18 protein-coding genes are annotated in these 22,974 nt (G+C 71.7%); 10 read left to right on the plus strand and 8 right to left on the minus strand.

The window, feature by feature from the left end; all coding sequences use genetic code 11:
• Window positions 1-294 (plus strand): sigma-70 family RNA polymerase sigma factor (locus tag J5X75_RS35525; RefSeq protein ID WP_208472031.1); only part of this gene is annotated, 294 nt, incomplete at its 5' end.
• Window positions 295-348: 54 nt separating this feature from the next.
• Here the strand turns inward: J5X75_RS35525 and J5X75_RS35530 are convergent.
• Window positions 349-1,251, minus strand: a complete 903-nt coding sequence (locus tag J5X75_RS35530) for a phosphatase PAP2 family protein (RefSeq protein WP_208472032.1) — start codon at window positions 1,249-1,251, stop codon at window positions 349-351.
• A gap of 170 nt (window positions 1,252-1,421) precedes the next feature.
• On the opposite strand from J5X75_RS35530, the gene gsmA reads away from it, so the two are divergent.
• Both gsmA and J5X75_RS35540 read left to right on the plus strand, forming a co-directional pair.
• Window positions 1,422-2,297, plus strand: a complete 876-nt coding sequence (gene gsmA, locus J5X75_RS35535; protein ID WP_208472033.1) for a sporangiospore maturation cell wall hydrolase GsmA — start codon at window positions 1,422-1,424, stop codon at window positions 2,295-2,297.
• A gap of 22 nt (window positions 2,298-2,319) precedes the next feature.
• Window positions 2,320-3,306, plus strand: a complete 987-nt coding sequence (locus J5X75_RS35540; protein ID WP_208472034.1) for a CHASE domain-containing protein — start codon at window positions 2,320-2,322, stop codon at window positions 3,304-3,306.
• Here the strand turns inward: J5X75_RS35540 and J5X75_RS35545 are convergent.
• Window positions 3,303-3,680, minus strand: a complete 378-nt coding sequence (locus J5X75_RS35545) for a response regulator (RefSeq protein WP_208472035.1) — start codon at window positions 3,678-3,680, stop codon at window positions 3,303-3,305. The genes J5X75_RS35540 and J5X75_RS35545 overlap by 4 nt on opposite strands.
• A 194-nt stretch (window positions 3,681-3,874) precedes the next feature.
• Between J5X75_RS35545 and hrpA the strand changes: the two genes are divergently transcribed.
• The 3 genes from hrpA (at window position 3,875) to J5X75_RS35560 (ending at window position 9,063) form a co-directional block, all read left to right on the plus strand.
• Complete coding sequence (hrpA, locus tag J5X75_RS35550) at window positions 3,875-7,789, plus strand: ATP-dependent RNA helicase HrpA (RefSeq protein ID WP_208472036.1); 3,915 nt, start codon at window positions 3,875-3,877, stop codon at window positions 7,787-7,789.
• A gap of 84 nt (window positions 7,790-7,873) precedes the next feature.
• Window positions 7,874-8,263: a DUF6401 family natural product biosynthesis protein gene (locus J5X75_RS35555; RefSeq protein WP_208472037.1), complete on the plus strand. Its 390-nt coding sequence runs from the start codon at window positions 7,874-7,876 to the stop codon at window positions 8,261-8,263.
• A gap of 74 nt (window positions 8,264-8,337) precedes the next feature.
• The gene (locus tag J5X75_RS35560) at window positions 8,338-9,063 is read left to right on the plus strand and encodes a LamG-like jellyroll fold domain-containing protein (protein ID WP_208472038.1); all 726 of its coding nucleotides are present in this window, start codon (window positions 8,338-8,340) and stop codon (window positions 9,061-9,063) included.
• A 182-nt stretch (window positions 9,064-9,245) separates the two neighbouring features.
• On the opposite strand, the gene J5X75_RS35565 is transcribed toward J5X75_RS35560, so the two are convergent.
• Window positions 9,246-9,485 (minus strand): hypothetical protein, encoded by a 240-nt coding sequence (locus J5X75_RS35565; RefSeq protein WP_208472039.1) that lies wholly within the window; start codon window positions 9,483-9,485, stop codon window positions 9,246-9,248.
• Window positions 9,486-10,071: 586 nt separating this feature from the next.
• Here J5X75_RS35565 and J5X75_RS35570 point away from each other — a divergent pair.
• Window positions 10,072-11,625, plus strand: coding sequence for a methyl-accepting chemotaxis protein (locus tag J5X75_RS35570; protein ID WP_208472040.1), 1,554 nt, complete (start codon window positions 10,072-10,074; stop codon window positions 11,623-11,625).
• 123 nt (window positions 11,626-11,748) lie between these two features.
• Here the strand turns inward: J5X75_RS35570 and J5X75_RS35575 are convergent, their stop codons facing one another.
• Genes J5X75_RS35575 through J5X75_RS35585 form a run of 3 tightly spaced genes read right to left on the minus strand, consistent with a single transcriptional unit; the run spans window position 11,749 to window position 15,176 of the window.
• The gene (locus J5X75_RS35575; protein WP_307798480.1) at window positions 11,749-12,771 is read right to left on the minus strand and encodes a cobalamin B12-binding domain-containing protein; all 1,023 of its coding nucleotides are present in this window, start codon (window positions 12,769-12,771) and stop codon (window positions 11,749-11,751) included.
• Entirely contained in the window at window positions 12,768-14,381 is a 1,614-nt protein-coding gene (locus tag J5X75_RS35580) for a PP2C family protein-serine/threonine phosphatase (RefSeq protein ID WP_208472041.1), read from the minus strand. The genes J5X75_RS35575 and J5X75_RS35580 overlap by 4 nt, the downstream gene beginning before the upstream one ends.
• A 9-nt stretch (window positions 14,382-14,390) precedes the next feature.
• Window positions 14,391-15,176 (minus strand): exodeoxyribonuclease III, encoded by a 786-nt coding sequence (locus J5X75_RS35585; RefSeq protein WP_208472042.1) that lies wholly within the window; start codon window positions 15,174-15,176, stop codon window positions 14,391-14,393.
• Window positions 15,177-15,376: 200 nt separating this feature from the next.
• Between J5X75_RS35585 and J5X75_RS35590 the strand changes: the two genes are divergently transcribed.
• Window positions 15,377-16,006, plus strand: coding sequence for a hypothetical protein (locus J5X75_RS35590; protein ID WP_208472043.1), 630 nt, complete (start codon window positions 15,377-15,379; stop codon window positions 16,004-16,006).
• A gap of 8 nt (window positions 16,007-16,014) precedes the next feature.
• Here the strand turns inward: J5X75_RS35590 and J5X75_RS35595 are convergent, their stop codons facing one another.
• Window positions 16,015-18,345, minus strand: a complete 2,331-nt coding sequence (locus J5X75_RS35595) for a putative bifunctional diguanylate cyclase/phosphodiesterase (RefSeq protein WP_208472044.1) — start codon at window positions 18,343-18,345, stop codon at window positions 16,015-16,017.
• 29 nt (window positions 18,346-18,374) lie between these two features.
• Complete coding sequence (locus J5X75_RS35600) at window positions 18,375-19,133, minus strand: universal stress protein (RefSeq protein WP_208472045.1); 759 nt, start codon at window positions 19,131-19,133, stop codon at window positions 18,375-18,377.
• Between the two features lie 173 nt (window positions 19,134-19,306).
• Between J5X75_RS35600 and J5X75_RS35605 the strand changes: the two genes are divergently transcribed.
• Both J5X75_RS35605 and J5X75_RS35610 read left to right on the plus strand, forming a co-directional pair.
• Complete coding sequence (locus J5X75_RS35605; RefSeq protein WP_208472046.1) at window positions 19,307-20,590, plus strand: citrate synthase; 1,284 nt, start codon at window positions 19,307-19,309, stop codon at window positions 20,588-20,590.
• A 469-nt stretch (window positions 20,591-21,059) separates the two neighbouring features.
• Window positions 21,060-22,628: a gluconokinase gene (locus J5X75_RS35610; protein ID WP_208472047.1), complete on the plus strand. Its 1,569-nt coding sequence runs from the start codon at window positions 21,060-21,062 to the stop codon at window positions 22,626-22,628.
• Window positions 22,629-22,974: the final 346 nt, after the last annotated feature.

Consider the following 22,974-nt stretch of genomic DNA (forward strand, 5'->3'; position numbering starts at 1 on the left):
CGCGCCTACAACGCCACCAGCCTCTCCACCCCCATCGGCGCCGACGGCACCACCGAACTCGGCGACACCCTCGGCGGCGAAGACCACGAATACGAGATCGCCGAAACCCGCGTCGCCCTCGGCCCCGCCCTCGCCACCCTCGACGAACGCGAACAGAAGATCCTCACCCTCCGCTTCTACGGCAACCTCACCCAATCCCAGATCGCCGACCAGATCGGCATCTCCCAGATGCACGTCTCACGACTGCTGACCAAGGCGCTCACCAAGTTGCGCCGGCAGCTGGCCGAGGCCTGACGGTCCCGGCCCCCTCGCGGCGCCCGGCTCGCCGGGCGCCGTCGGCATGCCGGCTCAGCGGGTCGCTTCCCGGGTGGCTTCCTGGGCCGGTTCGCCGGAGGTGAGCCGGACCCAGACGATGAACGCGGCGGCGGTGCCGGCCACGATGAGGGCCACACCGGTGAGGAACGCGTAGCGGCCCGAGACCAGATCCGGGAGGGCGCGCTCGGACAGGGCCACGGACAGCAGGCCGACCACCGCGGCGATGGCGGCGAGCGCGGCGGTCACCGTGAGGACCGCCATGACCAGCCGGTTCGGCAGGTGCAGCGGCCGGGTCGGCCCGGACCGGCGCAGCCGAACCCCGAAGACCGCCGCCGAGCCGCAGGCCAGCACGATGAGCAGCGCCGCGAGCACGTCGCTGGGCCGGTGCCACTCGGCCCACACGGTGGCCACCGAGACCACCGCGACATAGCCGGCGCCGAGCAGCCCCACCGTGCCGCGCAGCGCCCGTGGGAAGACCAGCACCAGCACGAACGCCGCCGACGCGGCCGCCGTGGCGTGCCCGCTCGGGAACGAGTTGGGCGCCGGGAAGCCGTCCAGCAGCGGCCGGTCCAGATGGGCCTTGAGCTGCTGGGTGGCCAGGTTGGCGGTGATCACCAGGAAAGCGGAGGCGACGGCCAGGTCGAGACGGCGGCGCAGCACGCCGAAGGCCGCGGCGGCCAGGCAGACCACGGCCAGCACCGCGAGGCGGGTGGCGTCGAGCGTACGGGTGAGCACGTCGCTGACCCGTGGATGGTGGAAGTCGCCGCCCAGCAGGGCCGCGGTGTCCACCGCCTGCCCCAGTCCGGTCCCCACGAACAGCCGGTGCACGGCGAACGCGCCGACCGCGGCGGTCACCGCGACCAGCAGTGGGGTGAGGGTGTGCCAGGTGTGGCCGGCGGTACGGGCCGGAGCCGGGCGGGACGCGACAGCCGTCATCGGGGACCTCCAGGACTGACGATGCGCCAACGCCCTTTCCCCGTACCGCCGGTTTCCAAGCACCGTTTCCACCGGCCGCAACGTGACGGCACCCGATCGTGATCTCCGGGTGCAACGGCCGTGCCGCACCTTCGTAACCGACGTTGCCGGTGACGAAGGGGATCTCACTCATGGGTCACACCACCCGACGACTGCTCACCAGCGCCCTGCTGGTGCTCGCCGCCGGGGCCGGAGCCGGGGTCGCGCCCGGCGTGGCGCACGCCGCCGGCGCCCGGGCGACCGTCGACGTCAACAGCCAGCTGAAGGTGCGCGCCAAGCCGTCGCTGACGGCCGCCATCACCGGCACGCTGCGCGACGGTCAGCGGATCGCCGTGGCCTGCTCGGTCACCGGTCAGAAGGTGCGCGGCAAGGTCCGGACGACCGCCGTGTGGGACCGGCTCTCCGACGGCCGGTACGTGTCGCACGCCTACGTGCGCACCTCCGCCAAGATTCCGGCCTGCAAGAGCACGGTGGCCACGCCGAAGCCCGCGCCCAAGCCCGCGCCGAAGCCCGCCCCGGCCCCGGCGCAGACGCCCGCGCAGTTCATCGCCGCGGCGGTGCCGGGCGCGCAGCAGGGCTGGCGGGAGTACGGTGTCCCGGCGTCGGTCACCATCGCCCAGGCCATCCTGGAGTCCGGCTGGGGCCGTAGCGGCCTGTCGTCGGTGGACCGCAACTACTTCGGCATCAAGTGCCAGGGCAGCTACTACGGGCCGCACGCCAACGGCTGCCACGTCTACAAGACGACCGAGTGCGACAAGGCCGGGAAGTGCTTCCCGGCGTCCGACGCGTTCCGGACGTACGCCTCGATGGCCCGCTCGATCCGCGACCACGGCCACTTCCTGAAGAACAACAAACGGTACGCCCCGGCGTTCGCCCACACGAAGAACGCGAACAAGTTCATCGAGGCGGTGCGCAAGGCCGGGTACGCCACCGACCCGAACTACACCACCAAGGTCACCGGCATCATGAAAAAATACGATTTGTATCAGTACGACACCTGGAAGTAGTGCCGGGCATACCCTCCCTTACATGGGGGAACGTAGGGACGGAGCGCGGCGGGCCACCGGCTCGCTGCTCTCCGTCTCCGTGCTTTTGGCCGGGCTGACCGTCACCGTCCTGTCCTCGGCCGCCCTCTACGGAGCCCAGCGCGACATCGCGAGCCGGGCGATGGACCAGCGGCACCGCACGGCCCTGGCCGCCGTCCGCGCCGAGGTCGAGCGGTTTCGCGGCCTGCTCGACGGCGTGGCCGCCGGCATCGCCACCGACAGCGACCTCACCTGGGAGGACTTCGACGTCGTGACCGGCCCGCTGGCGGAGTCCGGGCCGGCCGGCGCCACCGGCGTGGCGTTCCTGGTGAGCGTTCCCGAGGACGACGTGGCGGCGGCCCAGCGGCGGTGGCGCGACCACGGGGCGTCCGGTCTCGTCCTGCGCCCGAACCCGGGCAACCACGTGCACTACTTCCGGGTGCTGAGCCGTGCCCTCGGCGAGGCCGAGCCGGCCGCCCCGCGCCCGGGAACCGACGTGGCCGGCGCCGGGCCGCTCTCCACCGCCCTGGAACTGGCCCGGGACACCCACCGGACCACCGTCTCGGACGGCTACCCGCTGATCCACGACCCGGACCGGCGGCAGCTGTCCTTCGCGTTCGCCGCGCCGGTCTGGACCCGTGCCAACACCCCGGAGTTCCGCGGCTGGGTGGTCTCCGGCCTGCACGGCGGCACCCTCCTGCGCGACGTCCTGCGGACCGTCGGCGACCCCGGCGTCTCCGGCGAGCTCGTCGCGACCACCGGCGACGGCGGCCGGGACACGGTGGCGAGCTGGGCCCGCCCCGGCGAGCCGGACCTGCTCCGCTCCGGCGGGTTCGAGGTCGGCGACCGGCACTGGGTCCTGGAGACCCGCGGCGATTCCCGGCGGCTCGCCGGCGCCGGTTGGTACCTGCCGATGACCGTCCTGGCCGGGGGCCTGATCCTGACCGGTCTGCTGGCCCGGCTCGCCCACCGCCCGGCAGCCGGGTCCTAGATCCCGTCCGAGGCGGCCCGCGACGGCAGCAGCTGCGCGACCAGCGCCAGCAGCTGGGCCGGCAGGAACGGCTTGAGCAGCGTGGCGGAGGCGCCCGCGTCCTCGGCCAGCCCGTCGCCCGGCATCAGCGAGCCGCTGGCCACCACCACCGGGATGTGCCGCAGATCGTCGTCGGCGCGGATCGCCCGGCACAGGTCCAGGCCGGTCATGTGGGGCATGTCCACGTCGGTGACCACCAGGTCCGGCCGGTGCTCGCGGACCGCGGCCAGGGCGGCGGCGCCGTCGGCCGCGGCCACCACGCGGTGCCCGGCGCGTTCCAGTGAACGCTGCACCACGTACCGGATGTCGTCGTGATCCTCAGCGACTACGATCACCGTCGTCCCCGTTCCTGAACCGGCTTCGTCGCCGGGGATATCGAGTCGGGCGGCCTCCGGGAAACGGCCCCGCCGATCTGGTCCGAAAGGGTGACCGCCGCCGTCGCGTCCGCCGGACGGCACGTGGCGAGCCGGGGCGGGGCGGCGTTAATCACCAGGCGTTTCCGGCCGGTTGCGCCTATCCTTGCTCCGCCATGTCGATAACGCCTGTCTCCTCGCTGCGTAGCCGGATCTCCGAGTTGCTGCCCCGTGACCAGCGGCGGCTCCAGCGCCGCCTCGACGGGACCCGGCGCATCCGTGACGACGCCGCCCGTGCCACCGTCCTCGCCGAGATCGAGGGCGAGGTGGAGCGGGCCCGGCTGCGCCTGGAGAGCCGGATCGCGTCGGCGCCCCGGATCACCTACCCGGAGGGGCTGCCGGTCAGCGCCCGCAAGGACGACATCGCCGAGGCCATCCGGGACCACCAGGTCGTGGTCGTGGCCGGCGAGACCGGCTCCGGCAAGACCACCCAGATCCCGAAGATCTGCCTGGAGCTGGGCCGGGGCATCCGCGGCCAGATCGGCCACACCCAGCCGCGCCGGATCGCCGCGCGTACCGTGGCCGAGCGGATCGCCGAGGAGCTGGACCGGCCGCTCGGCTCCACGGTCGGCTACAAGGTGCGGTTCACCGACCAGGTGAGCGACGACACCCTGGTCAAGGTGATGACCGACGGCATCCTGCTGGCCGAGATCCAGAACGACCGGATGCTGCACCGGTACGACACGCTGATCATCGACGAGGCCCACGAGCGCAGCCTCAACATCGACTTCATCCTCGGCTACCTCCGGGAGCTGCTGCCGAAGCGGCCCGACCTCAAGCTGATCATCACCTCGGCGACGATCGAGACCGAGCGGTTCGCGGCCCACTTCGCCGGAGCGGACGGCAAGCCCGCCCCGGTCATCGAGGTGTCCGGCCGCACCTATCCGGTCGAGGTCCGCTACCGGCCGCTGGTCACCACCACGGTGATCGAGGACGACGAGGTCCGCGAGGAGCCGATCGACCAGATCGACGGCATCGCGGCCGCCGTCGACGAGCTACCCACCGACGGCGACATCCTGGTCTTCCTCTCCGGCGAGCGGGAGATCCGGGACACCGCCGACGCGCTGAACAAGAAGGATCTGCGCGGCACCGAGGTCATCCCGCTCTACGGCCGGCTCTCCTCGGCCGAACAGCACCGGGTCTTCGAACGGCACAGCCAGCGCCGGGTGGTGCTCGCCACCAACGTCGCCGAGACCTCCCTCACGGTGCCCGGCATCAAGTACGTGATCGACCCCGGCACCGCCCGGATCAGCCGCTACTCGCACCGTCTCAAGGTGCAGCGGCTGCCCATCGAGCCGGTCTCGCAGGCCAGCGCCAACCAGCGCAAGGGCCGCTGCGGGCGGACCTCCGACGGCATCTGCATCCGGCTCTACTCCGAGGAGGACTTCGACCAGCGCCCGGAGTTCACCGAGCCGGAGATCCTGCGGACCAACCTGGCCAGCGTCATCCTCCAGATGACCAACCTGGGGCTCGGCGACCTCCAGCGGTTCCCGTTCATCGACCCGCCGGACCGGCGCAACATCACCGACGGCATCAAGCTGCTCGAGGAGCTCGGCGCCCTCGACGACCGCCGGCTCACCCCGCTCGGCCGGCAGCTCGCCCAGCTCCCGGTCGACCCCCGGCTGGCCCGCATGGTGATCGAGGCGGACCGGCAGGAGTGCCTGGCCGAGGTCATGGTGATCGCGGCCGCCCTGTCGATCCAGGACCCCCGCGAACGGCCCGCCGACAAACAGCAGCAGGCCGACGAGAAACACGCCCGGTTCACCGACAAGGAATCGGACTTCTTCAGCTATCTCAACCTGTGGCGCTATCTGCGGGAGAAGCAGCAGGAACTGTCCGGGAACCAGTTCCGCCGGCTCTGCCGCAGCGAATTCCTGAACTATCTTCGGGTCCGTGAGTGGCAGGACATCTATGCGCAACTGAAGCAGGTCACCCGTACCCTCGATCTGTCTTTGAAAGAGGATTGGGAAGCGGGCGTCGCGCCGCAACCGGTGCACACCGCTCTGCTCGCGGGTCTGCTCAGCCACATCGGCATGAAGGACCAGGAGAAACGCGAATTCATCGGCGCCCGCGGCGCGAAGTTCGCGATCTTCCCCGGTTCCGCGCTGTTCAAGCGGCAGCCCCGCTGGGTGATGTCCGCCGAATTGGTGGAGACCAGCCGGCTGTGGGGCCGGGTGAACGCGCGGATCGAGCCGGAATGGGCCGAGAAACTGGCTCCGCACCTGGTCAAACACAGTTACAGCGAGCCGCACTGGGACCGCCGGATGGGCGCGGTGATGGCTTACGAGAAGGTGACCCTCTACGGTCTGCCGATCGTGCCGCGGCGCCGCGTCGGATACGGCCGGGTCGATCCGGTCGTCTCCCGGGAGCTTTTCATCCGGCACGCGCTGGTCGAGGGCGACTGGGAGACCCACCACAAGTTCTTCGCCGAGAACCGGCGGCTGCTGGAGAAGATCACCGAGATCGAGAACCGCGCCCGCCGCCGCGACATCGCGGTCGACGACGAGACGGTGTACGCCCTCTACGACGCCCGGATTCCCGCCGACGTCGTCTCCGCCCGCCATTTCGACGGCTGGTGGAAGAAGGCGCGGGTGGAGACGCCGGATCTGCTCACCTTCACCCGCGACGATCTGGTCAACACCGGCCGGGACACGGTCGACCCCAACCAGTTCCCGGACGCGTGGCTGTCCGGTGGCGTGAAACTGCCGCTGTCCTATTCCTTCGAGCCGAACTCGCCGGCCGACGGCGTCACCGTCCGGGTGCCGCTCGACCTGATCAACAAGGTCGACGCGGACGACTTCGGCTGGTCGGTGCCGGGCTTCCGCAGGGAGGTGGTGATCGCGCTGATCCGGGCCCTGCCCAAGCAGCTGCGCACCGCCTTCGTCCCGGTGCCGGACTGGGCCGAGGCCGTCCTCGACCGGGTGCCGGCCCGGCGCGGTCCGCTGCCCGACGCCATCGGCACCGAGCTGCGGCGGCTCACCGGCACCGTGGTGCCGCGTGACGCCTGGCGGCCCGACCAGGTGCCCGAGCACCTGCGGATGAACTTCCGGATCGTCAACGAGAGCGGCGAGACGGTCGCCGAGGGCCGCGATCTGGAGGTGCTGCGCCGCCAGCTGGCCCCCAAGGTGCAGGCCACCATCTCCCGGGCGGCCGGCAACCTGGAACGGCGCGGGATCACCACCAACGACTTCGGCGCGCTGCCCCGGCGGGTCGCCCAGGTCCGCGGCGGTTACGAGGTCAACGTCTGGCCGGCGCTCGTCGACGAGGGCGACAGCGTGGCGGTCCGGGTGTTCGAGGACGAGGCGTCCCAGCGGGTCGCCATGGTCGCCGGCACCCGGCGGCTGCTGCTGCTCACCCTGCCGCCGGCCGCGCGGTTCCTCCAGGGGCGGCTGGACAACCGGGCCAAGCTGGAACTGAGCCGGGCCAACCCGTACCGGTCGATCGCCGACCTGCTCGACGACTGCGCCGGCGCGGCCGTGGACCGGCTCGTCGCCGAGGCCGGGGGACCGGTCTGGTCGTCGGTGGAGTTCGCGTCGCTGCGCGACACCGTCCGGCAGGACCTGGTCGACGCGGTCGCCAACCTGGTCACCCAGGTGCGGGCGGTGCTCGCCACGTCGTACGACGTGGAGCAGCGCCTCAAACAGTTGCGCGACCCGCAGCTGCTCCCCGCCCTGGCCGACATCCGGCAGCAGCTCAAGGGCCTGGTCCATCCCGGGTTCGTGACCAAAACCGGGTGGCGCCAGCTGCACCACATGCCCCGCTACCTGCGCGGCATCGTGCACCGGCTGGACCGGCTCGGCGGCAGCCTGGCCCGCGACCGGCAGCTCACCACCCAGATCCACGAGATCGAGTCGGAGTACCGCGAACTGCGGGCCTCGATCTCCGCCGGTGGGCCGGCCGAGGAGGGGCTGCGGGAGATCCGCTGGATGATCGAGGAACTGCGGATCAACTACTTCGCACAGGCCCTCGGGACGGCGTACCCGGTCTCCGACAAACGCATCTACAAGGCCATGGACGCGCTGCCCGGGTAGCCGGGGTTGGCCCGCGGTGGCGCTTGGGGTGCTAACCGGTTACCCCGCTGTCATCCCAGGTCAAGGCCCTCTAACGTCTTCGGCATGACGAACGAGAACCTCGCCTTCGCCGCCGCTCCGATCGCCGCCGCCGTCGCCGCCGACCTCCCCGCCCGGGTCTACCTCGACGAGATGATGGCCCGCGTCGGAGTCGACGGGCTGGCGGCCGCGTTCGCCGAACCCGCCCTGCTGGCCAGGCTCGACCAGCACGCCGCGGCGGTCCGGGACGCGCTGCGTGCCGCCGGCCGGGCCACCGACGCGGCGGGCCTGGCGGCGTACGCCCGGTCGATCGCGGCCGCCGCCGTCCGGATGGGCAGCCCGCTGCCGGAGCCGGGTTTCGCCCCGGTCACCGCCGCCGCGTGGCTGGCCGCCGGCTTCCCGCTGGTGCGCCTGGTGGCGATCTGCATGATCGCCGAGGCGGAGGGTCTCCTCTGAGGGGCGACCCCCATCCGATCTACTTTTTCGGGGAGTTTAGGCATCAAATCGGATTTTAGGCCATCTTTCATCTCATGAAGATGTTCGCGGCTCTTTCCGCCGTTCTCCTCGCGCCGCTGTTCGGCGCTCCGGCCTTCGCCACCGACGAACCCGCGGGCTCCGCGGTCGTCGCCCGCTACAACTTCGACGGCGGCGCCAACGCCGGCAAGATCAACGACCTGTCCGGGCGTGGTGGCCAGCTCACCATCCGTGGCGCCAACAACGGTCAGGTCGCCATCACGACCCAGGGCACCAGCCGCTTCGCCTCCTTCCCGGGCGTCTGCGCCGGCAACACGGCCACCTGCGCCAAGGCGCTGCTCGAGGCGCCCGACGACGCCGACCTCGACCCGGGCACCCGCAACTTCCGGTGGGCGGCCACCGTACGGCTGACGACAGGCCAGCTCAGTGGCAACGCCAACATCATGCAGAAGGGCGTGGCCGGCACCGACAGCCAGTGGAAGATGCAGATCGGCAAGACCGGCCGCGCCCAGTGCGTGATGGTCGCCCGCGGCTCCCGCCAGTCGTTCGTGGCCCGCTCCGCCCACCCGGTCACCGACGGCAACTGGCACCGCGTCGTCTGCGAGCGCGTCGGCACCACGCTGGCCGCCTCGGTCGACGGTGAGGCCGGTACCAAGACCACCATCCCGTCCACGGTCTCCGTCGAGAACTCCATGCCGCTGCGCATCGGCGGCCCGAACCTCCAGGCCAACGGCGACATGTACCACGGCCAGCTCGACGACGTCTACGTCCAGGTCGGCTGACCCACTCCCACCACCGAACGACGACGGGCCCGGCGCCGGATTCCTCCGGCACCGGGCCCTCACTCCATCCGCGTGCGCCCCGAGCGCAGCTCTTCGTCCGCGCGGCTCAGCCGCGGCCGGGCGCGGGCTTCCGAGCCCCGCGGTTCAGCCGCGGCGGAGTGCGGCTTTCCGGTCCGCGCGGCTCAGCTGCGGCGGAACGCGTAGGAGCGCCCACCCGCGGCCTGGCCCGCGCGGCCCGAGCGGGCCCGCCCGGAACGCTCCCGGGAGGCCTGACGGGAATCATGCGCCCCGTGATGCGCGGCGGCCAGATCGGACGGATGGTCGGCGGTCCCACCCGGCGAGACCGGGCGCAACGCCGCGGCGATGTCCCGCTCGGCGATCTCGTCGAGGTTGGGGTGAACGGAAAACGGTTCGGCAGGCAAAACGACCTCCTTGCGGCTCCACTGGGGAGCGGACGGGCCACGCTCACCCCCACATCGGAGGGCATGACCGGAATGACTTCGGGTGCGGCGGCCTGAGCGGCGGCGAAGAGCCCGGCGGGCGCGAAGCCCCGACCGGACCTGCCGGAAACCCGGTGACCTGGTGGTCCCGCGAGGAATGCGCGACGCTCCCGTCCCCGGCCGTTTCCGGCGCACGGCGACAAACGCGGCCTGCACGCGCCACCGGCTCGGTGCGGCGGGCGCCAGGCGGCGGGTCGGGAAGGCATCACAGCATGTCGCTCACGCTAATCCGTCCCCACCGCCTCCGCCACCCATTTACCGGTACGGACGACGCCGGCCGCTGGGCGCCTGCTCCCCGGTGGCCGACAGGTTCGCGACAGGCCGGGGCGGACGGCTCATACTCGCCCGCCGGGAACCGATCCTTGCACGCGGAGAGTCCACCCATGATTGCGATGCGTGCCGGTCGGCACTGTCGGCAATGATCATTTTCGTACAGCAGGGGGCGTCAGTGCCGCAGGGATACGCTACGCCGAGAGCCGGCCTGGGTCGCTGGGTGGACAACCGCCCGATGAAGATCAAGATCCTGTCGGTGATCGCGATCCTCGCCGCGACGGCGATGGTGCAGGGTGTAGTGGCGCTGGGTGGTATGAGGCTGATGAACAACGCCTCCACGTCGCTCTATCACATGAGCGTGATACCCATGGAGCACGTCGAAGAGCTTGCGCTGATCATGCGGCAGACCCGTGTCGACACCCTCGACCACGCCCTGTCGACGACCGACGGGCGGATGACCGAGTTCGAGAAGGCGATCAAGGCCGACGATGACGCGTTCGCCCGCGCGGCCGCCCTCTACCGCAAGGAGTCGATCGCGCCGGAACTGGTCGACGACCTGACCGCGGAGTGGCGGAACTACCAGGACAACCGGGCCAAGATTCTGGCGGCGAGCCGCCGCAACGACTTCGCCGAGGTCGCACGAATCCGCGACGCCGAGGCCCGGCCGTTGTTCACCGAGGCGTCCGAGATCGTCGCGGAGCTGGTGGACCGGGAGCGGCAGGGCGCCCAACGGAGCGTGGACGACGCCTACATGACGTGGCAGAAGTCGCGCTGGACCACCATGACGCTGCTGTTCGGAGGCCTGGCGCTGGCCGTGGCGTTCGGGTTGTTCGTGTCCCGCCGGATCGTCGCCTCGCTGCGCCGGGTGTCGCACGTGGTCGACGGGCTGGCCGTCGGCGATCTGACCCGCACCGCCGCGGTGAGCAGTAGGGACGAACTCGGCACGATGGCGGCCGGGCTCGACACGGCGACGACCCGGCTGCGGGAGACCGTCGGGGTGCTCGGCGCGAACAGCGAGACTCTCGCCGAAGCGGCGCACCACCTGGCCGGGACCAGCACGCAGATCGCCGGGTCCGCGGAAGAGACCAGCATCCGGTCCGACAGCGTCTCCACCAGCGCGGAGGAGGTCTCCCGCAACGTCGACACGGTGGCGGCCGCCGCCGAGCAGATGGGCGCCTCGATCCGGGAGATAGCGAGCAGCGCCGCCGACGCCGCCCAGGTGGCACGGGGCGCGGTGGAGATGGCCGGGCAGGCCAACCAGACCGTGTCCGATCTCGGCACGTCCAGCGCCGAGATCGGCGACGTCCTGCAGATGATCACGCAGATCGCGGAGCAGACGAACCTGCTGGCGCTCAACGCCACGATCGAAGCCGCGCGGGCCGGCGAGGCGGGCAAGGGCTTCGCCGTCGTCGCCAGTGAGGTCAAGGACCTCTCGCAGGCCACGGCCGCCGCCACCGAGGACATCGCCACCCGGGTCGCGGCCATCCAGGGCGCCAGCAGTGCCGCGGCGGAGGCGATCGGCCAGATCTCCGAGATCATCGAGAAGGTTCACGACTACTCGGCGACCATCGCCTCGGCCGTCGAGGAACAGAGCGCCGTGACCAGCGAGATCAGCCGGAGTGTGGCAGAAGCCAGCTCGGGGGCGACCGACATCGCCCAGAACATCACCGGCGTGGCGACCGCCGCTCAGACCACCGCCTCCAGAATCGCCGGAACCCAGGCCGCCGTCGCCGAACTCGGGCAGATGTCCACGACGATGCGGGGCATCGTGGCGACGTTCCGGGTTTGATCGGGGCGGCCGGGAGGGTGAGTGGGCAGCTCCGCCCGGCGGTCGCGGCACGGGCGGGACCCGGCAGGCGCTCGCGTGGACCGGCGGTGGATGTGGTCTCCGGGGACGGCGACGTCCGTACCGTCAAAGGATCATCGCGGCGTCGAGCGTCGCGACGGCGGCCGGGAAGTCGATGAGCTGGTCGCGGATCAGGCGGAGGCCGGTGCGCAGCGCGACGGGCGGCACACCGCGGGCGGTGAGCACGCCGGTGGTCCACTCGGTGAAGTCGGTGAAGATCTCCTGTTCGCCGACGTAGATCGCGGCCGCCAGGAAGTCGACGATGTGGCCCATGTCCTCGACGGTCGACTCGGTCTGGGCGGCGCTGTAGTCGTGGGCGGCCGGATAGGCGCCGATCAGGCGCCCCATCGCGGTGGCGATCAGCTCGGGGCGGCTACGGACGAGGAAGGTGTACTCCTCGTCGCCGAGGCGGGGAAGGTCGGTCACCGGACGCGATGGCCAGGCGGTGGCCAGACGGGCGACGGCCGTCTCGCCGGAATCGGCCCAGGCGTGCGCGCCCATCCGGGCGGCGTAGCGGCCGCCGGGACCGAAGCCGCGGCCGCCGGCGATCACCGGAACACCGGTGGCGCGGCAGGCGGTGATCGCGGCGTGGGCGCGCGGCAGCCGGGTGGGGATCGTGCAGCTGAGCGCGACCGCGTCCGGCCCGGTCTGGTGCAGGTGGGTGATCAGGTGCCGGCCGGGGACGCTGGCGCCCAGGAAGTCGACCCGCCAGCCGTCGAGCCGTAGCAGTTCGGCGAGCATCCGGGCGGGCAGCCCGTGCCATTCGCCGTCCACGCAGGCGAGGGTGATGCGGCCGCGCGACGCCCGCCCGGTGGGGTGGGCCGCGACCGCGGCGAGGGCGCGCTCGCTGACCGCGGTGGCGGCGTGCTCGCGGGCCACCGTCCACTCGTTGGCGGCCCACAGCTCGCCGATCCGGCGCTGGGTGGCGCCGATCAGGTCGACGATGATCCGCTCGGCCGGCACGCCCCGGTCGTGCAGTTCGCCGACCAGTTCGATGGCGCCGGCCTCGTCACTGTCCGACACCAGGGCCAGATAGCGCTCCGTGAGCCAGGAGTCGATGGGCGGGGCGGGCCGGGCGGGCGCGGTCACGATCGGGCCCGGGACCGGCGGTCGCCGCGCCGGGCGGCGATCAGGAAGGGGGACTCCTCGGGGACGCCGCCGCCGCGCAGGCTGAGCGGGGTGCGCGCCGGGGCGCGGACGGCCAGCATGGCGATGTCGTCGGACTGCCCGCCGCGCAGCCAGTCGGAGGCGATCTGGCTGAGCCGCTCGACGACGGCGGCGGCGGGCATGCCCGCGCAGTCGGCGAGCGCCCGGTGCAGCCGGTCCTCGCCGAAGTGTTCGCGCCCGGCCGGACCGCCGCGGGCCTCGGTGAGGCCGTCGCTGTAGAGCAGGCACAGCTCGCCGGGGCCCAGCTCGACGGTGGCCGGCTGGATGTCGGTCAGCGGCATCACCCCGATCAGGGTGCCCTTGGCCGCAACCTCCTCGACGGTGCCGTCGGCGCGCAGGACGAGCGGGCCGGGGTGGCCGCCGGTGGCCAGCTCGAGCCGGATCCGGCCGTGTTCCACCCGGCGGACCGCGCCGACCACCATGGTCACGAACCGGCTCCGCCGCCCGGATCCCAGCAGCACGTCGTTGAGAACCCGCAGCATGGCCGCCGGCTCGGCCCGCACCAGCCGCAGCACGCGCAGGGTCTGGCGCACCTGTCCGGTGAGGACGGCTGCCTCCGGGCCGGTGCCGCAGACGTCGCCGAGGGCGATCACCGTGTCGGTGTCGTCCCCGGCCGGCCCGAACACGTCGTAGAAGTCGCCGCCGATGTGCAGGTGGTGCGATCCGGCCAGCTCGACGCCGTCGATCACCGGAAGGTCCGGTGGGAGCAGGCCGGCCTTGAGGATGGCGGCCGTCTCGGACTGCTCGTGGTAGAGCGTGGCGGCCGCGATCGCCGCGCCCGCGCGGGCCGCGAAGACCCGGGCGAGCGCCTCGTCCTCCTCGCCGAACACGGCGGCCGCGCCGTGCCGGGCCAGGATCAGCGCCCCGGCCGGTTCGGCGTTGCCGGGCAGCGGGGTGACCAGCATCGCGCCGACCGGGCCCAGCTCGGCCGGAAGCAGCCAGCCGGGCGCCTGTGCCGGGTCCAGCCAGCGGCTGGGGATCGGCGGGAAGCCGTCGAGCGACTCGATCAGGCCGGGGACGTCGCCGAGCAGCCGCTCCGGCAGCGTGCCCTCCTCGACGGCGCGCCGGGGCAGCAGCCTGGTCCAGGTGCTGCGGCGCCGGTGCGGCGGCAGGACCACCATGGCGGTGTCGGCGAGGTGCTGGACCGCCAGCTCCACGACGGTACGCATGACCCGGCCCACATGCAGCGACGTGGACAGCCGCCACCCCACCTCGGCGAGGAACTCGCTGTGGGCGATCCGCCGCGCCTGCTCGGTCTCGTCCCGGATGAACCAGGCGTAGTGCGCGCCGTCGAGGTCACGCCGTGTCCCGGCGAGCGAGCGCCCCTCGAACTCGCACCGGAACGAGTCGGCGCCGGGGTCCGGGAACGGGCCGGTGACCGGGTGGCCGAGGCGGGCGCCGGGCACCAGGCGCCGGGCCTCCGCGTTCGCCAGCAGCACCGTGTGCCCGGCGGCGTCGCACAGCAGCATCCCCTCACCGGCGGCCTCGATGGCGGCCTGGAGCAGCGCCGATGCCGGTGCGACCAGGGTCATGCCCCCAGCCTACGGGCTGGACGGAGCATCGTTCAGGTCGACCACGATCGGGGCGTGGTCGGACGGGCCCTTGCCCTTGCGGGCCTCCCGGTCGACGTACGCGTCGGTGACCCGGGCCGTCACGTCCGCGGTGGCGTAGACGAGGTCGATGCGCATGCCCTTGTTCTGGTGGAACATCCCGGCGCGATAGTCCCAGTACGTGAACGGGTGGTCGCCCTTGAGCGGCCGGGCCGGCACGTCGGTGAGGCCGAGGTCGCGCAGCGCCGCGAGGGCGGCCCGCTCGGGTGGCGTGACGTGGGTGGACGCGGCGAAGACGGCGATGTCCCAGACGTCGGCGTCGGTGGGCGCCACGTTGTAGTCGCCGGCCACCACCACCGGGCCGGCGGCCAGGTCGGGCACGAGGGCGTCGCGCAGCGCGGCGAGCCACCGCAGCTTGTAGTCGTAGTGCGGATCCTCCGGGGTGCGCCCGTTCGGCACGTACACCGACATGAAGCGGATGCCGCCGCAGCGGGCGCTGATCGCGCGGGCCTCCGGGCCGGGATAGCCGGGCTCGCCCTCGAAGCCGTGGCGTACGTCGTCGAGGCCGATCCGGGAGAGCAGGGCGACACCGTTCCAGCGGCCCTGGCCGTACGCGGCCACCTCGTACCCCAGTTTCTCGACCTCGGTGGGGAAACCGCCCTCGGCGACCTTGGTCTCCTGGAGGCAGACGACGTCCGGGGCGGTGTTCTCCAGCCAGTCGATCAGGCGGGGCAGCCGGGCCTTGACCGAGTTGACGTTCCAGGTGGCGAAGCGCATACCCGCTTTCTACCTGGTCGCGGCCATCAGCGCGGCGGCGAGGCCGACGCTGAGGGAAACCAGCAGGACGGTCAGCCAGATCATCGGACCTCCGATCAGCGGTGACATGGCTTACACCAGGAATACGCCAGCGAATAATGCCCGAGTTGGCCGCACGGCACCAGGGTCCCTGGAAGGTTTGACACCGAGAGGGGGCGACCATGCGCGTGGAAGTGATGCCCGAGCTGCCGGCCGACATGCGGGACGAGGCTTGGGACTTCTATTCGAACTGTTTCAACGACCTGCGGATCCTCGCGGTCAACCGGCATCTCATGTACCGCCACGAGTTCGACGACGTGATGAGCGACAAGCGGATCGCCAAGCACGTGGCGCTGGACGACGAGGGCATCGCCGGGATGGGCACGATCACGAACGACCTGGAGGCGGTCCCGCTGATCTCGGCGGACTACTTCCAGTACCACTGGCCCGAGCTGTACGAGCAGCGCCGGCTCTTCTACTGCATCTTCGCCGGTTCCGCGCTGGGCCGGCGGGGCCGGGGCGTGTTCGTCTCCCTGCAACGGCAGATGTACGCGCCGATCGAGGAGGTGGACGGCAAGGTCTTCTTCGACATCTGCTCGTGGAACGAGGAACGCAACCAGCTGCCCCGGATGATCGCCCTGGTGCTGGGCCGGGCGGCCTCCTGCGGCCGGGCGCAGCCGACCCGGCTGGACGCGCAGTCGTTCTGGATGTTCGAGTTCCCGAAGGACGACATGCCGTTCCGGCGTGAGGAGCGGCGCGGTGTGCCGAACCGGCTGGACGGCCAGCAGGAGCGCCGGGCCGCCCGGATCTGACGACGGGCTCAGTCGGGCCGGCGGTGCCGGCCCGACGGGTTCTCCGCGGTCTCCGGTACGGCCGGGCCGCCCATCACCACGTCCCGCCAGCGCTGGGCGAACTCGGCGGCCGGCACCGCGGCGCCCCACAGCCAGCCCTGGCCGTTGACGACGCCGACCGCGTACAGGGCCTCCCGCTGCAACGGCGTCTCCACCCCTTCGGCGATCACGCTGAGGCCGAGCGCGTGACTCATCGCCACCACGGCGCGGACGATCTCGTCGTCCTCGTGGTTGACCCCGAGCCCGGTCACGAACGAGCGGTCGATCTTGACGCCGGTGACCGGGAACTTGCGCAGGTAGCCGAGCGCCGAGAACCCCGTGCCGAAGTCGTCCACCAGCAGCCGTACGCCGAGTTCGCGCAGTTCGAAGAGGACCCGTGAGGTGACGCTGGAGCCGTCCACCATCACCGACTCGGTCATCTCCAGGGCCACGCAGTGCGGCGGGACGCCGTACCGGACCATCTCGCCGGACACGATCAGCGGCAGCTCCGGGTCGCTGAGCTGGCGCGGCGAGACGTTGATCGACAGGTAGAAGTCGTCGTGGACGGTGCCCTCCGAGCGCCACACGCCGAGCTGGCGCAGGGCCTCCTTGCGTACCCAGGTGCCGATCGCGTTGATCAGTCCGGCGTCCTCGGCGATCGAGATGAAGGTCATCGGCGGGATCGGGCCACGTTCCGGATGCATCCAGCGGACCAGCGCCTCGGCGCCCACCGGGACCCCGGTCTCCAGCCGGACCAGCGGCTGGTAGGCCACGTGCAGCTGCTCCTCGGCGAGCGCCTGGCGCAGCGCCACCTCCAGCTCGATGCGCTCCCGGACCTGGGTGTGCATGCTGGTGTCGAAGATGATGGACCGTCCCGGGCCCTCGTCCTTGGCCCGGTACAGGGCGGTGTCGGCGTCGCGCATCAGGGCCTCGGCGGTGACCGTGGCGTTGGCCGGGTCGGCCTCGGCGTGCGAGATGCCGATCGACGCGCTGATCACCACGTCGTGGTCACGGACCGGGAACGGCTTGGCGAAACAGCCGCGGATGTCGTCGACCAGGCGCAGCGCCCCACCCTTCTCGCCGATGAACACGAGCAGGAACTCGTCGCCGCCGACCCGGGCCACCGGGATGCCGTGCGGGACCCCGGTCCGCAGCCGCCGGCCCACGTCGATCACCAGCTGGTCGCCGGTGTCGTGGCCCCACGAGTCGTTGACCCACTTGAACCCGTCCAGGTCGAGCATGTAGACCCATACCCGGTCGTGCCCCTCCGGATCCACCACGGTGAGCAGGCGCGCGATCTCGGCCGACATGGACTGCCGGTTGGGCAGCCCGGTCAGCGGGTCGTGGGTGGCCTGATGCTCGGAACGCAGCTGGGCGGCGACCTGGGCGCGGACCGCGGAGATCGCCCGGACCAGCAGCAGCGCGACGATCATCGCGCCGGTCACCGCGATCAGCACCCGGGCCGCGGCCGACCGGGTGCCGGTGGTCAGCAGCAGCGCGAACGGGACGGCCAGGGCGGGCAGCAGCAGCGACAGCCGCGGCCAGGACCAGGCCTGGGCGGGCAGTTTGGCGGCCCGGCCCATCTCCACCACGGACGGGTGCGTGGCGGCCACCCCGAGCCCGGTGTACGCGACCATGTACGGCACGTTGAGCAGCGGTGACGCGTAGATGTGGCCCTGCACCCCGACGATCGCGTAGGCCAGGTCGCCCGCGAAGATCATCGACATCATGACGATCAGCCCGATCAGGCTGACCGGCCAGGTCTTCGCCGTGAAGGTGAGGTTCACCAGCAGCAGCAGGAGCAGCACGTCGAACATCGGGTACATGCCCTGGATGCCGGACAGCACCGGGTCCCGGCCGGGGATCTCGGCCGCCGGCACGGCCAGCAGCAGCACGGTGGCCACCCCGGCGGCCAGGCAGACGATCAGCCCGTCCAGCACCGCGTGCCGGTCGAGGCTGCCCCGCCGCTGCAGCAGGACCAGGACGAACGCGCCCAGCAGCAGATACCCGCTGAACGAGGCGACGTCGGCGAGCAGCGGCCACGGCATCGGCATCTCGGTGACCGTCGGGCGGATCATCACGCCGATCATGAACAGCAGCGCGGCCGCGCCCATCAGCAGCCACGCGCCCGGCGGCTCGGCGCCCCATCGCCGCGGCCCGGCGAAGCAGGCGATCACGACGACGACCGCGAGCAGCGTGAACGCGCTCGTGCCGACAGCCGATGACGGGAACAACCCGTAGAGCACGGTGGCGATGACGCCACCCACGGCGATGACCTGCCACAGCCGTCGGGCGATTCCGGGCGGGAGCACCGATTGCACCGGGCATTCCTCCCGTACAGCCCGAAGACCTATGTGTGGGCTAACGGTAGCAATTCGGGCACGGGGTTACCGGGGTTCCGGGAACCTGCCGCTCCGCGTACGAAGACCGCCGGGCACCCGCCGTGCCGCAGCACCGCGGCCGCGACCGTACCCAGGCGGCCGCGTGTGCCCGGACCGCGCGGCCCCAGCACGATCAGGCCGGCGCCGCGGGAGGCCTGCACCAGGGCGCCGGCCGGATCGCCGGAGAGCAGGCGGGGGTGGACGCCGTCGAGGACCGGGCGGCCGGCGGGGTCGCCGGCGTACACCACGTCCACCCGGCCGCCCCGGCGCCGGGCCTGCTCGGCGGCGAACCGCAGCACCGCGGCGGAGACCGGCGACCCGTCGACGGCGGCCAGGACCGGCCCGGACGGCGTCCGGTGCCGGCGGGCCACCGCCACCGGGCACCACGCCCGCAGCACCACCTCGACCAGGCCGCCGCCGAGGACCAGCAGTGCGGAAGCCCGGCTCAAGCGCAACAGGACACGTTCCGGCGGTCCATCCACGAGTTGGCCCCGCGCGGCGACCCCGGGTGTGGAACGCTGAGCGATGGAGACCGCCTCCTCGACGGTGCGTGAGGCGGCCCGGCGCGCCAGGGCGTACTCGCCGGGTCCCGGCCACGTGAAAGCGTGGACGACGGTGAGCGCCCGCCCACGGGAGACCGCCTCCCGCGCGGCGAATCGCACGGCGGCCGGGTCGGTCGCCGTGCCGCCGACCCCCACCACAACGGGTCCGTCAGCCGGGATGTGCATGGGCCCTCCCGTAACAGCGTCGCAATATACCGACCATTGTCTATGGCGCAACGACCTATACGCACTGGTGACCAATGCCTCAACAGGCGGCCACCTGATGACCCATTCAGGTTGAGGGTTTACGGTGAACGGCAAAATCTTTGGGACATCTGCCGGTGAAGTGAGGGAAATACATGACGGATGTCAAGCTCGACCACCCCGGTGGTCAGTTGTCGATGGCGGTCACGAAGGCCGTCGACGGTCCGGGCGGCATCGACGTCAGTGCTCTGCTGAAGGAGACCGGTTACGTAACCCTCGATCAGGGTTTCGTGAACACCGCGTCGACCAAGTCGGCGATCACTTACATCGACGGTGACCAGGGCATTCTGCGTTACCGGGGTTACCCGATCGAGCAGCTCGCGGAGAAGAGCACCTTCCTCGAGGTCTCCTACCTGCTGATGAACGGTGAGCTGCCGACCGCGACGCAGCTTCAGGACTTCGCGGACAAGATCCGGGTGCACACGCTGCTCCAGGAGGAGATGCGCACCTTCTTCTCGAGCTTCCCGCGTAACGCGCACCCGATGTCGGTGCTGTCGTCCGCGGTCACCGCGCTGTCGACCTTCTACCAGGACGCGCTCGACCCGCTCGACGAGGAGCAGGTCGATATCTCCGCAATCCGGCTGATGGCGAAACTTCCGACGATCGCGGCGTACATCTACAAGAAGTCCATCGGGCACCCGCTGCCGTACCCGGACAACTCGCTCGACTACGTCGAGAACTTCCTGCGCCTGACCTTCGGTCTCCCGACCGTCCAGTACAACGTCGACCCCAAGGTCGCCAAGATCCTGGACATGCTGTTCATCCTGCACGCCGACCACGAGCAGAACTGCTCGACCTCGTCGGTGCGCCTGGTCGGCTCGGCGCAGGCCAACCTGTTCGCCAGCGTCTCCGCCGGCATCAACGCCCTCTCCGGCCCGCTGCACGGCGGCGCCAACGCGGCCGTCCTCGAGATGCTCGAGCAGATCCGCAAGGAGGGCGGAGACGTCACCTCGTTCGTCACCCGGGTGAAGAACAAGGAAAAGGGCGTCAAGCTCATGGGCTTCGGCCACCGGGTCTACAAGAACTACGACCCGCGTGCCGCCATCGTCAAGAAGGCCGCCCAGGAGATGCTGTCGACCCTCGACAAGCCGGACCCGCTGCTGGAGATCGCCTTCAAGCTCGAGGAGATCGCCCTCTCCGACGAGTACTTCATCTCCCGCAAGCTGTACCCGAACGTCGACTTCTACACCGGCCTCATCTACAAGGCCATGGGCTTCCCCACCGACATGTTCACGGTGCTGTTCGCGATCGGCCGCCTCCCCGGCTGGATCGCCCAGTGGCGCGAGATGATGACCGACCCGGCCAACAAGATCGGTCGCCCGCGGCAGATCTACACCGGCTCGCCGGTCCGCGACTTCGTGCCGATGGACCAGCGCTGACCTTTTCCGCACCCCGCGACGCCCCGCCCCTCTCGGCGGGGCGTTTCGCTTTTCAAGACCATTTCCGGTACGGGGTGGACAGTTATCGATGAATTTCCCCGCCCCGAAAGTCCCGGCGATCTTCTGCCACTCCATCCCTTGCCGCCCCCACCGGGCGGTGCTGCCCACTCGCCCCGGCTCGCTCCGCTTCGCCCACCCACCCGGTTGGCCACCAGCGTCGTCTCCATCGTCCCGAAACAGCCCTGGCAGCCAGCCGAACACCCCCCGGCTGGCTGCCAGGTTCGTTGCGGGACGGGAGGCCGGCCCGTCGGCCGGCTGTGGAGATCCGGCTGGCTCTGGGGCATGTCTCAACGACGTTGAGGCATCCCCCAGAGCCAGCCAGGAAGATCCCCGCGGTCGGCGGCACGGCATGGGTATCGGGGAGGGTGGGCATGAGAGGGTCGGCTGAGCGCGATCGGGGAGGCGAAGCATGGACGTCGTGATCGGGATCGACACCGGGACCACCGCGACCAAAGGGGTCGCCGCCGGCCCGGCCGGTGAGATCCGGGCGCTGACCAGCGTCCACTACCCGCTGTCGGTGCCCGGGCCGGGCCGTGCCGAACTCGACCCCCGGCAGCTCACCGAAGCCGCCATGCGGGCGCTCGCCGACGTGGCCGCCGCATGCCGCGAACGCGGCGACCGGGTGATCGCGATCAGCCTCAGCTCCTTCCTGCACGCGCTGCTGCCGATGGACGCCGCCGGCCGCCCCCTCGGCCCCGTGGTGACATGGGCGGACGGCCGCTCCGCCCGGCAGTGCGAGAAGATCGTCGCGGACGGGCCGGCGAAGCGCCTCCAAGCCCGCACCGGCACCCCGGTCCACCCGATGTCGCCGCTCACGAAGCTGGCCTGGTGGGCCGAGGAGGACCCCGGCACGCTGCGCGGCACCCCACGCTGGGGTGGCGTCAAGGAACTGATCGTCGCGGCCCTCGCCGACGACCCGTTCCTGGTGGACCTGTCGATCGCCTCCGGCACCGGCCTCTACGACATCCACTCCCGCCGGTGGGACGACGAGGCGCTGGCGATCGCCGGCGTGCGCCCCGGGCAGCTCGCCGAGGTCGTCCCCACCACGCACGCCCTCCGGCTGAGCCCCGAGGTGGCCACCGCGGCGGGACTGCCCCCGGACGTACCGCTGATCATCGGCGCCGCCGACGGCCCGCTCGCCAACCTCGGTGTCGGCGCCACCCCGCCCGGCGTCGCGGCGGTCTCTCTCGGCACCAGCGGCGCCCTCCGTACCGTCGTGGACCGCCCCACCTCCGACGACGCCGGCCGCCTGTTCTGCTACGCCCTCACCGAGGACCGCTGGGTGATCGGCGGAGCGGTCAACAACGCCGGCTCGGTCGTACGGTGGGCGGCCCAGTCCCTCGCCGCCGGCGCTCCGGGCGCCCCCGCCGCCGAAGGTGAGGACGCCGACGAGCGTGACGCCGCCCTGCTGGCCGAGGCCGCCGAAGTCCGGGCCGGCAGCGAGGGCCTGCTCTGCCTGCCCTACCTCCTGGGCGAACGGGCGCCCTGGTGGCGTCCCGGCATGCGCGGCGCCTACCTGGGCCTGCGCCGCGAACACGCCCGCCCGCACCTGGTCCGCGCCGCCGTGGAAGGCGTCTGCCAGCAGCTCGCCCTGGTCCGTGACTCGTTCGACGCCGAGGGCTGCCCGGTCACCGAGATCCGCGCCACCGGCGGCGCCGCCGCCTCCCACCTGTGGGTGTCCATCCTGGCTTCCGCCCTCGACCTCCCGGTGACGGTCGCCGACGTCCCCGAGGGCACCGCGCTGGGCGCCTGCCTCCTGGCCCGGCACGCCCTCGGCGAACTCCCCGACCTCGACCGTGCCGCCGACCTGGTCCCCACCGCGAACGCCACCAGCCCCGACCCGGAGGACGCCGCCCTCTACCGCCGCCTGCGCCCCCTGGTGGAACGCTCCGCCCTGGCCGTCCTCGACGTGGTGGCCGAACTCGACCGCCTGGCCCCCGAACCCCTCCCCGCCACCGAGAAGGCGGTGCCCCGCTGACCCGACCGCACGCACCGCGTTCGGTGAGGCAGCGTTATGGGAGGACTCGTTCGCCGCCGTCGTGTTGGGGGAGGTTCGTTCGTCGCCGCGCTGCCTTTGCCGTCCGGTTCCAGGCGGCACTGGCGCCGCCACGGTGGCGGTGGCGTTCGTGACCGGCGACCGCCCGTGTTCGGTGACGCGGTCTTCGGTGGCGCCGTGTTCGGGGTGGACCCGTTCGTCGCCGCGCTGCCTGTGCCGTCCGGTTCCAGGCGGCACTGGCGCCGCCACGGTGGCGGTGGCGTTCGTGACCGGCGACCGCCCGTGTTCGGCGACGCGATCTTCGGTGGAGCCGCGTTCGGGGAGGCCC

The sequence above is a fragment of the Actinoplanes flavus genome (assembly GCF_017592555.1).
Lineage (GTDB): Bacteria > Actinomycetota > Actinomycetes > Mycobacteriales > Micromonosporaceae > Actinoplanes > Actinoplanes flavus.

Bases quoted from the DNA above. Each gene is read 5' to 3' on its own strand.
- J5X75_RS35530 (WP_208472032.1), bottom strand. From the start codon at position 1,251: ATGACGGCTGTCGCGTCCCGCCCGGCTCCGGCCCGTACCGCCGGCCAC.
- gsmA (WP_208472033.1), top strand. From the start codon at position 1,422: ATGGGTCACACCACCCGACGACTGCTCACCAGCGCCCTGCTGGTGCTC.
- J5X75_RS35540 (WP_208472034.1), top strand. From the start codon at position 2,320: ATGGGGGAACGTAGGGACGGAGCGCGGCGGGCCACCGGCTCGCTGCTC.
- hrpA (WP_208472036.1), top strand. From the start codon at position 3,875: ATGTCGATAACGCCTGTCTCCTCGCTGCGTAGCCGGATCTCCGAGTTG.
- J5X75_RS35555 (WP_208472037.1), top strand. From the start codon at position 7,874: ATGACGAACGAGAACCTCGCCTTCGCCGCCGCTCCGATCGCCGCCGCC.
- J5X75_RS35560 (WP_208472038.1), top strand. From the start codon at position 8,338: ATGAAGATGTTCGCGGCTCTTTCCGCCGTTCTCCTCGCGCCGCTGTTC.
- J5X75_RS35570 (WP_208472040.1), top strand. From the start codon at position 10,072: ATGAAGATCAAGATCCTGTCGGTGATCGCGATCCTCGCCGCGACGGCG.
- J5X75_RS35580 (WP_208472041.1), bottom strand. From the start codon at position 14,381: ATGACCCTGGTCGCACCGGCATCGGCGCTGCTCCAGGCCGCCATCGAG.
- J5X75_RS35585 (WP_208472042.1), bottom strand. From the start codon at position 15,176: ATGCGCTTCGCCACCTGGAACGTCAACTCGGTCAAGGCCCGGCTGCCC.
- J5X75_RS35590 (WP_208472043.1), top strand. From the start codon at position 15,377: ATGCGCGTGGAAGTGATGCCCGAGCTGCCGGCCGACATGCGGGACGAG.
- J5X75_RS35600 (WP_208472045.1), bottom strand. From the start codon at position 19,133: ATGCACATCCCGGCTGACGGACCCGTTGTGGTGGGGGTCGGCGGCACG.
- J5X75_RS35605 (WP_208472046.1), top strand. From the start codon at position 19,307: ATGACGGATGTCAAGCTCGACCACCCCGGTGGTCAGTTGTCGATGGCG.
- J5X75_RS35610 (WP_208472047.1), top strand. From the start codon at position 21,060: ATGGACGTCGTGATCGGGATCGACACCGGGACCACCGCGACCAAAGGG.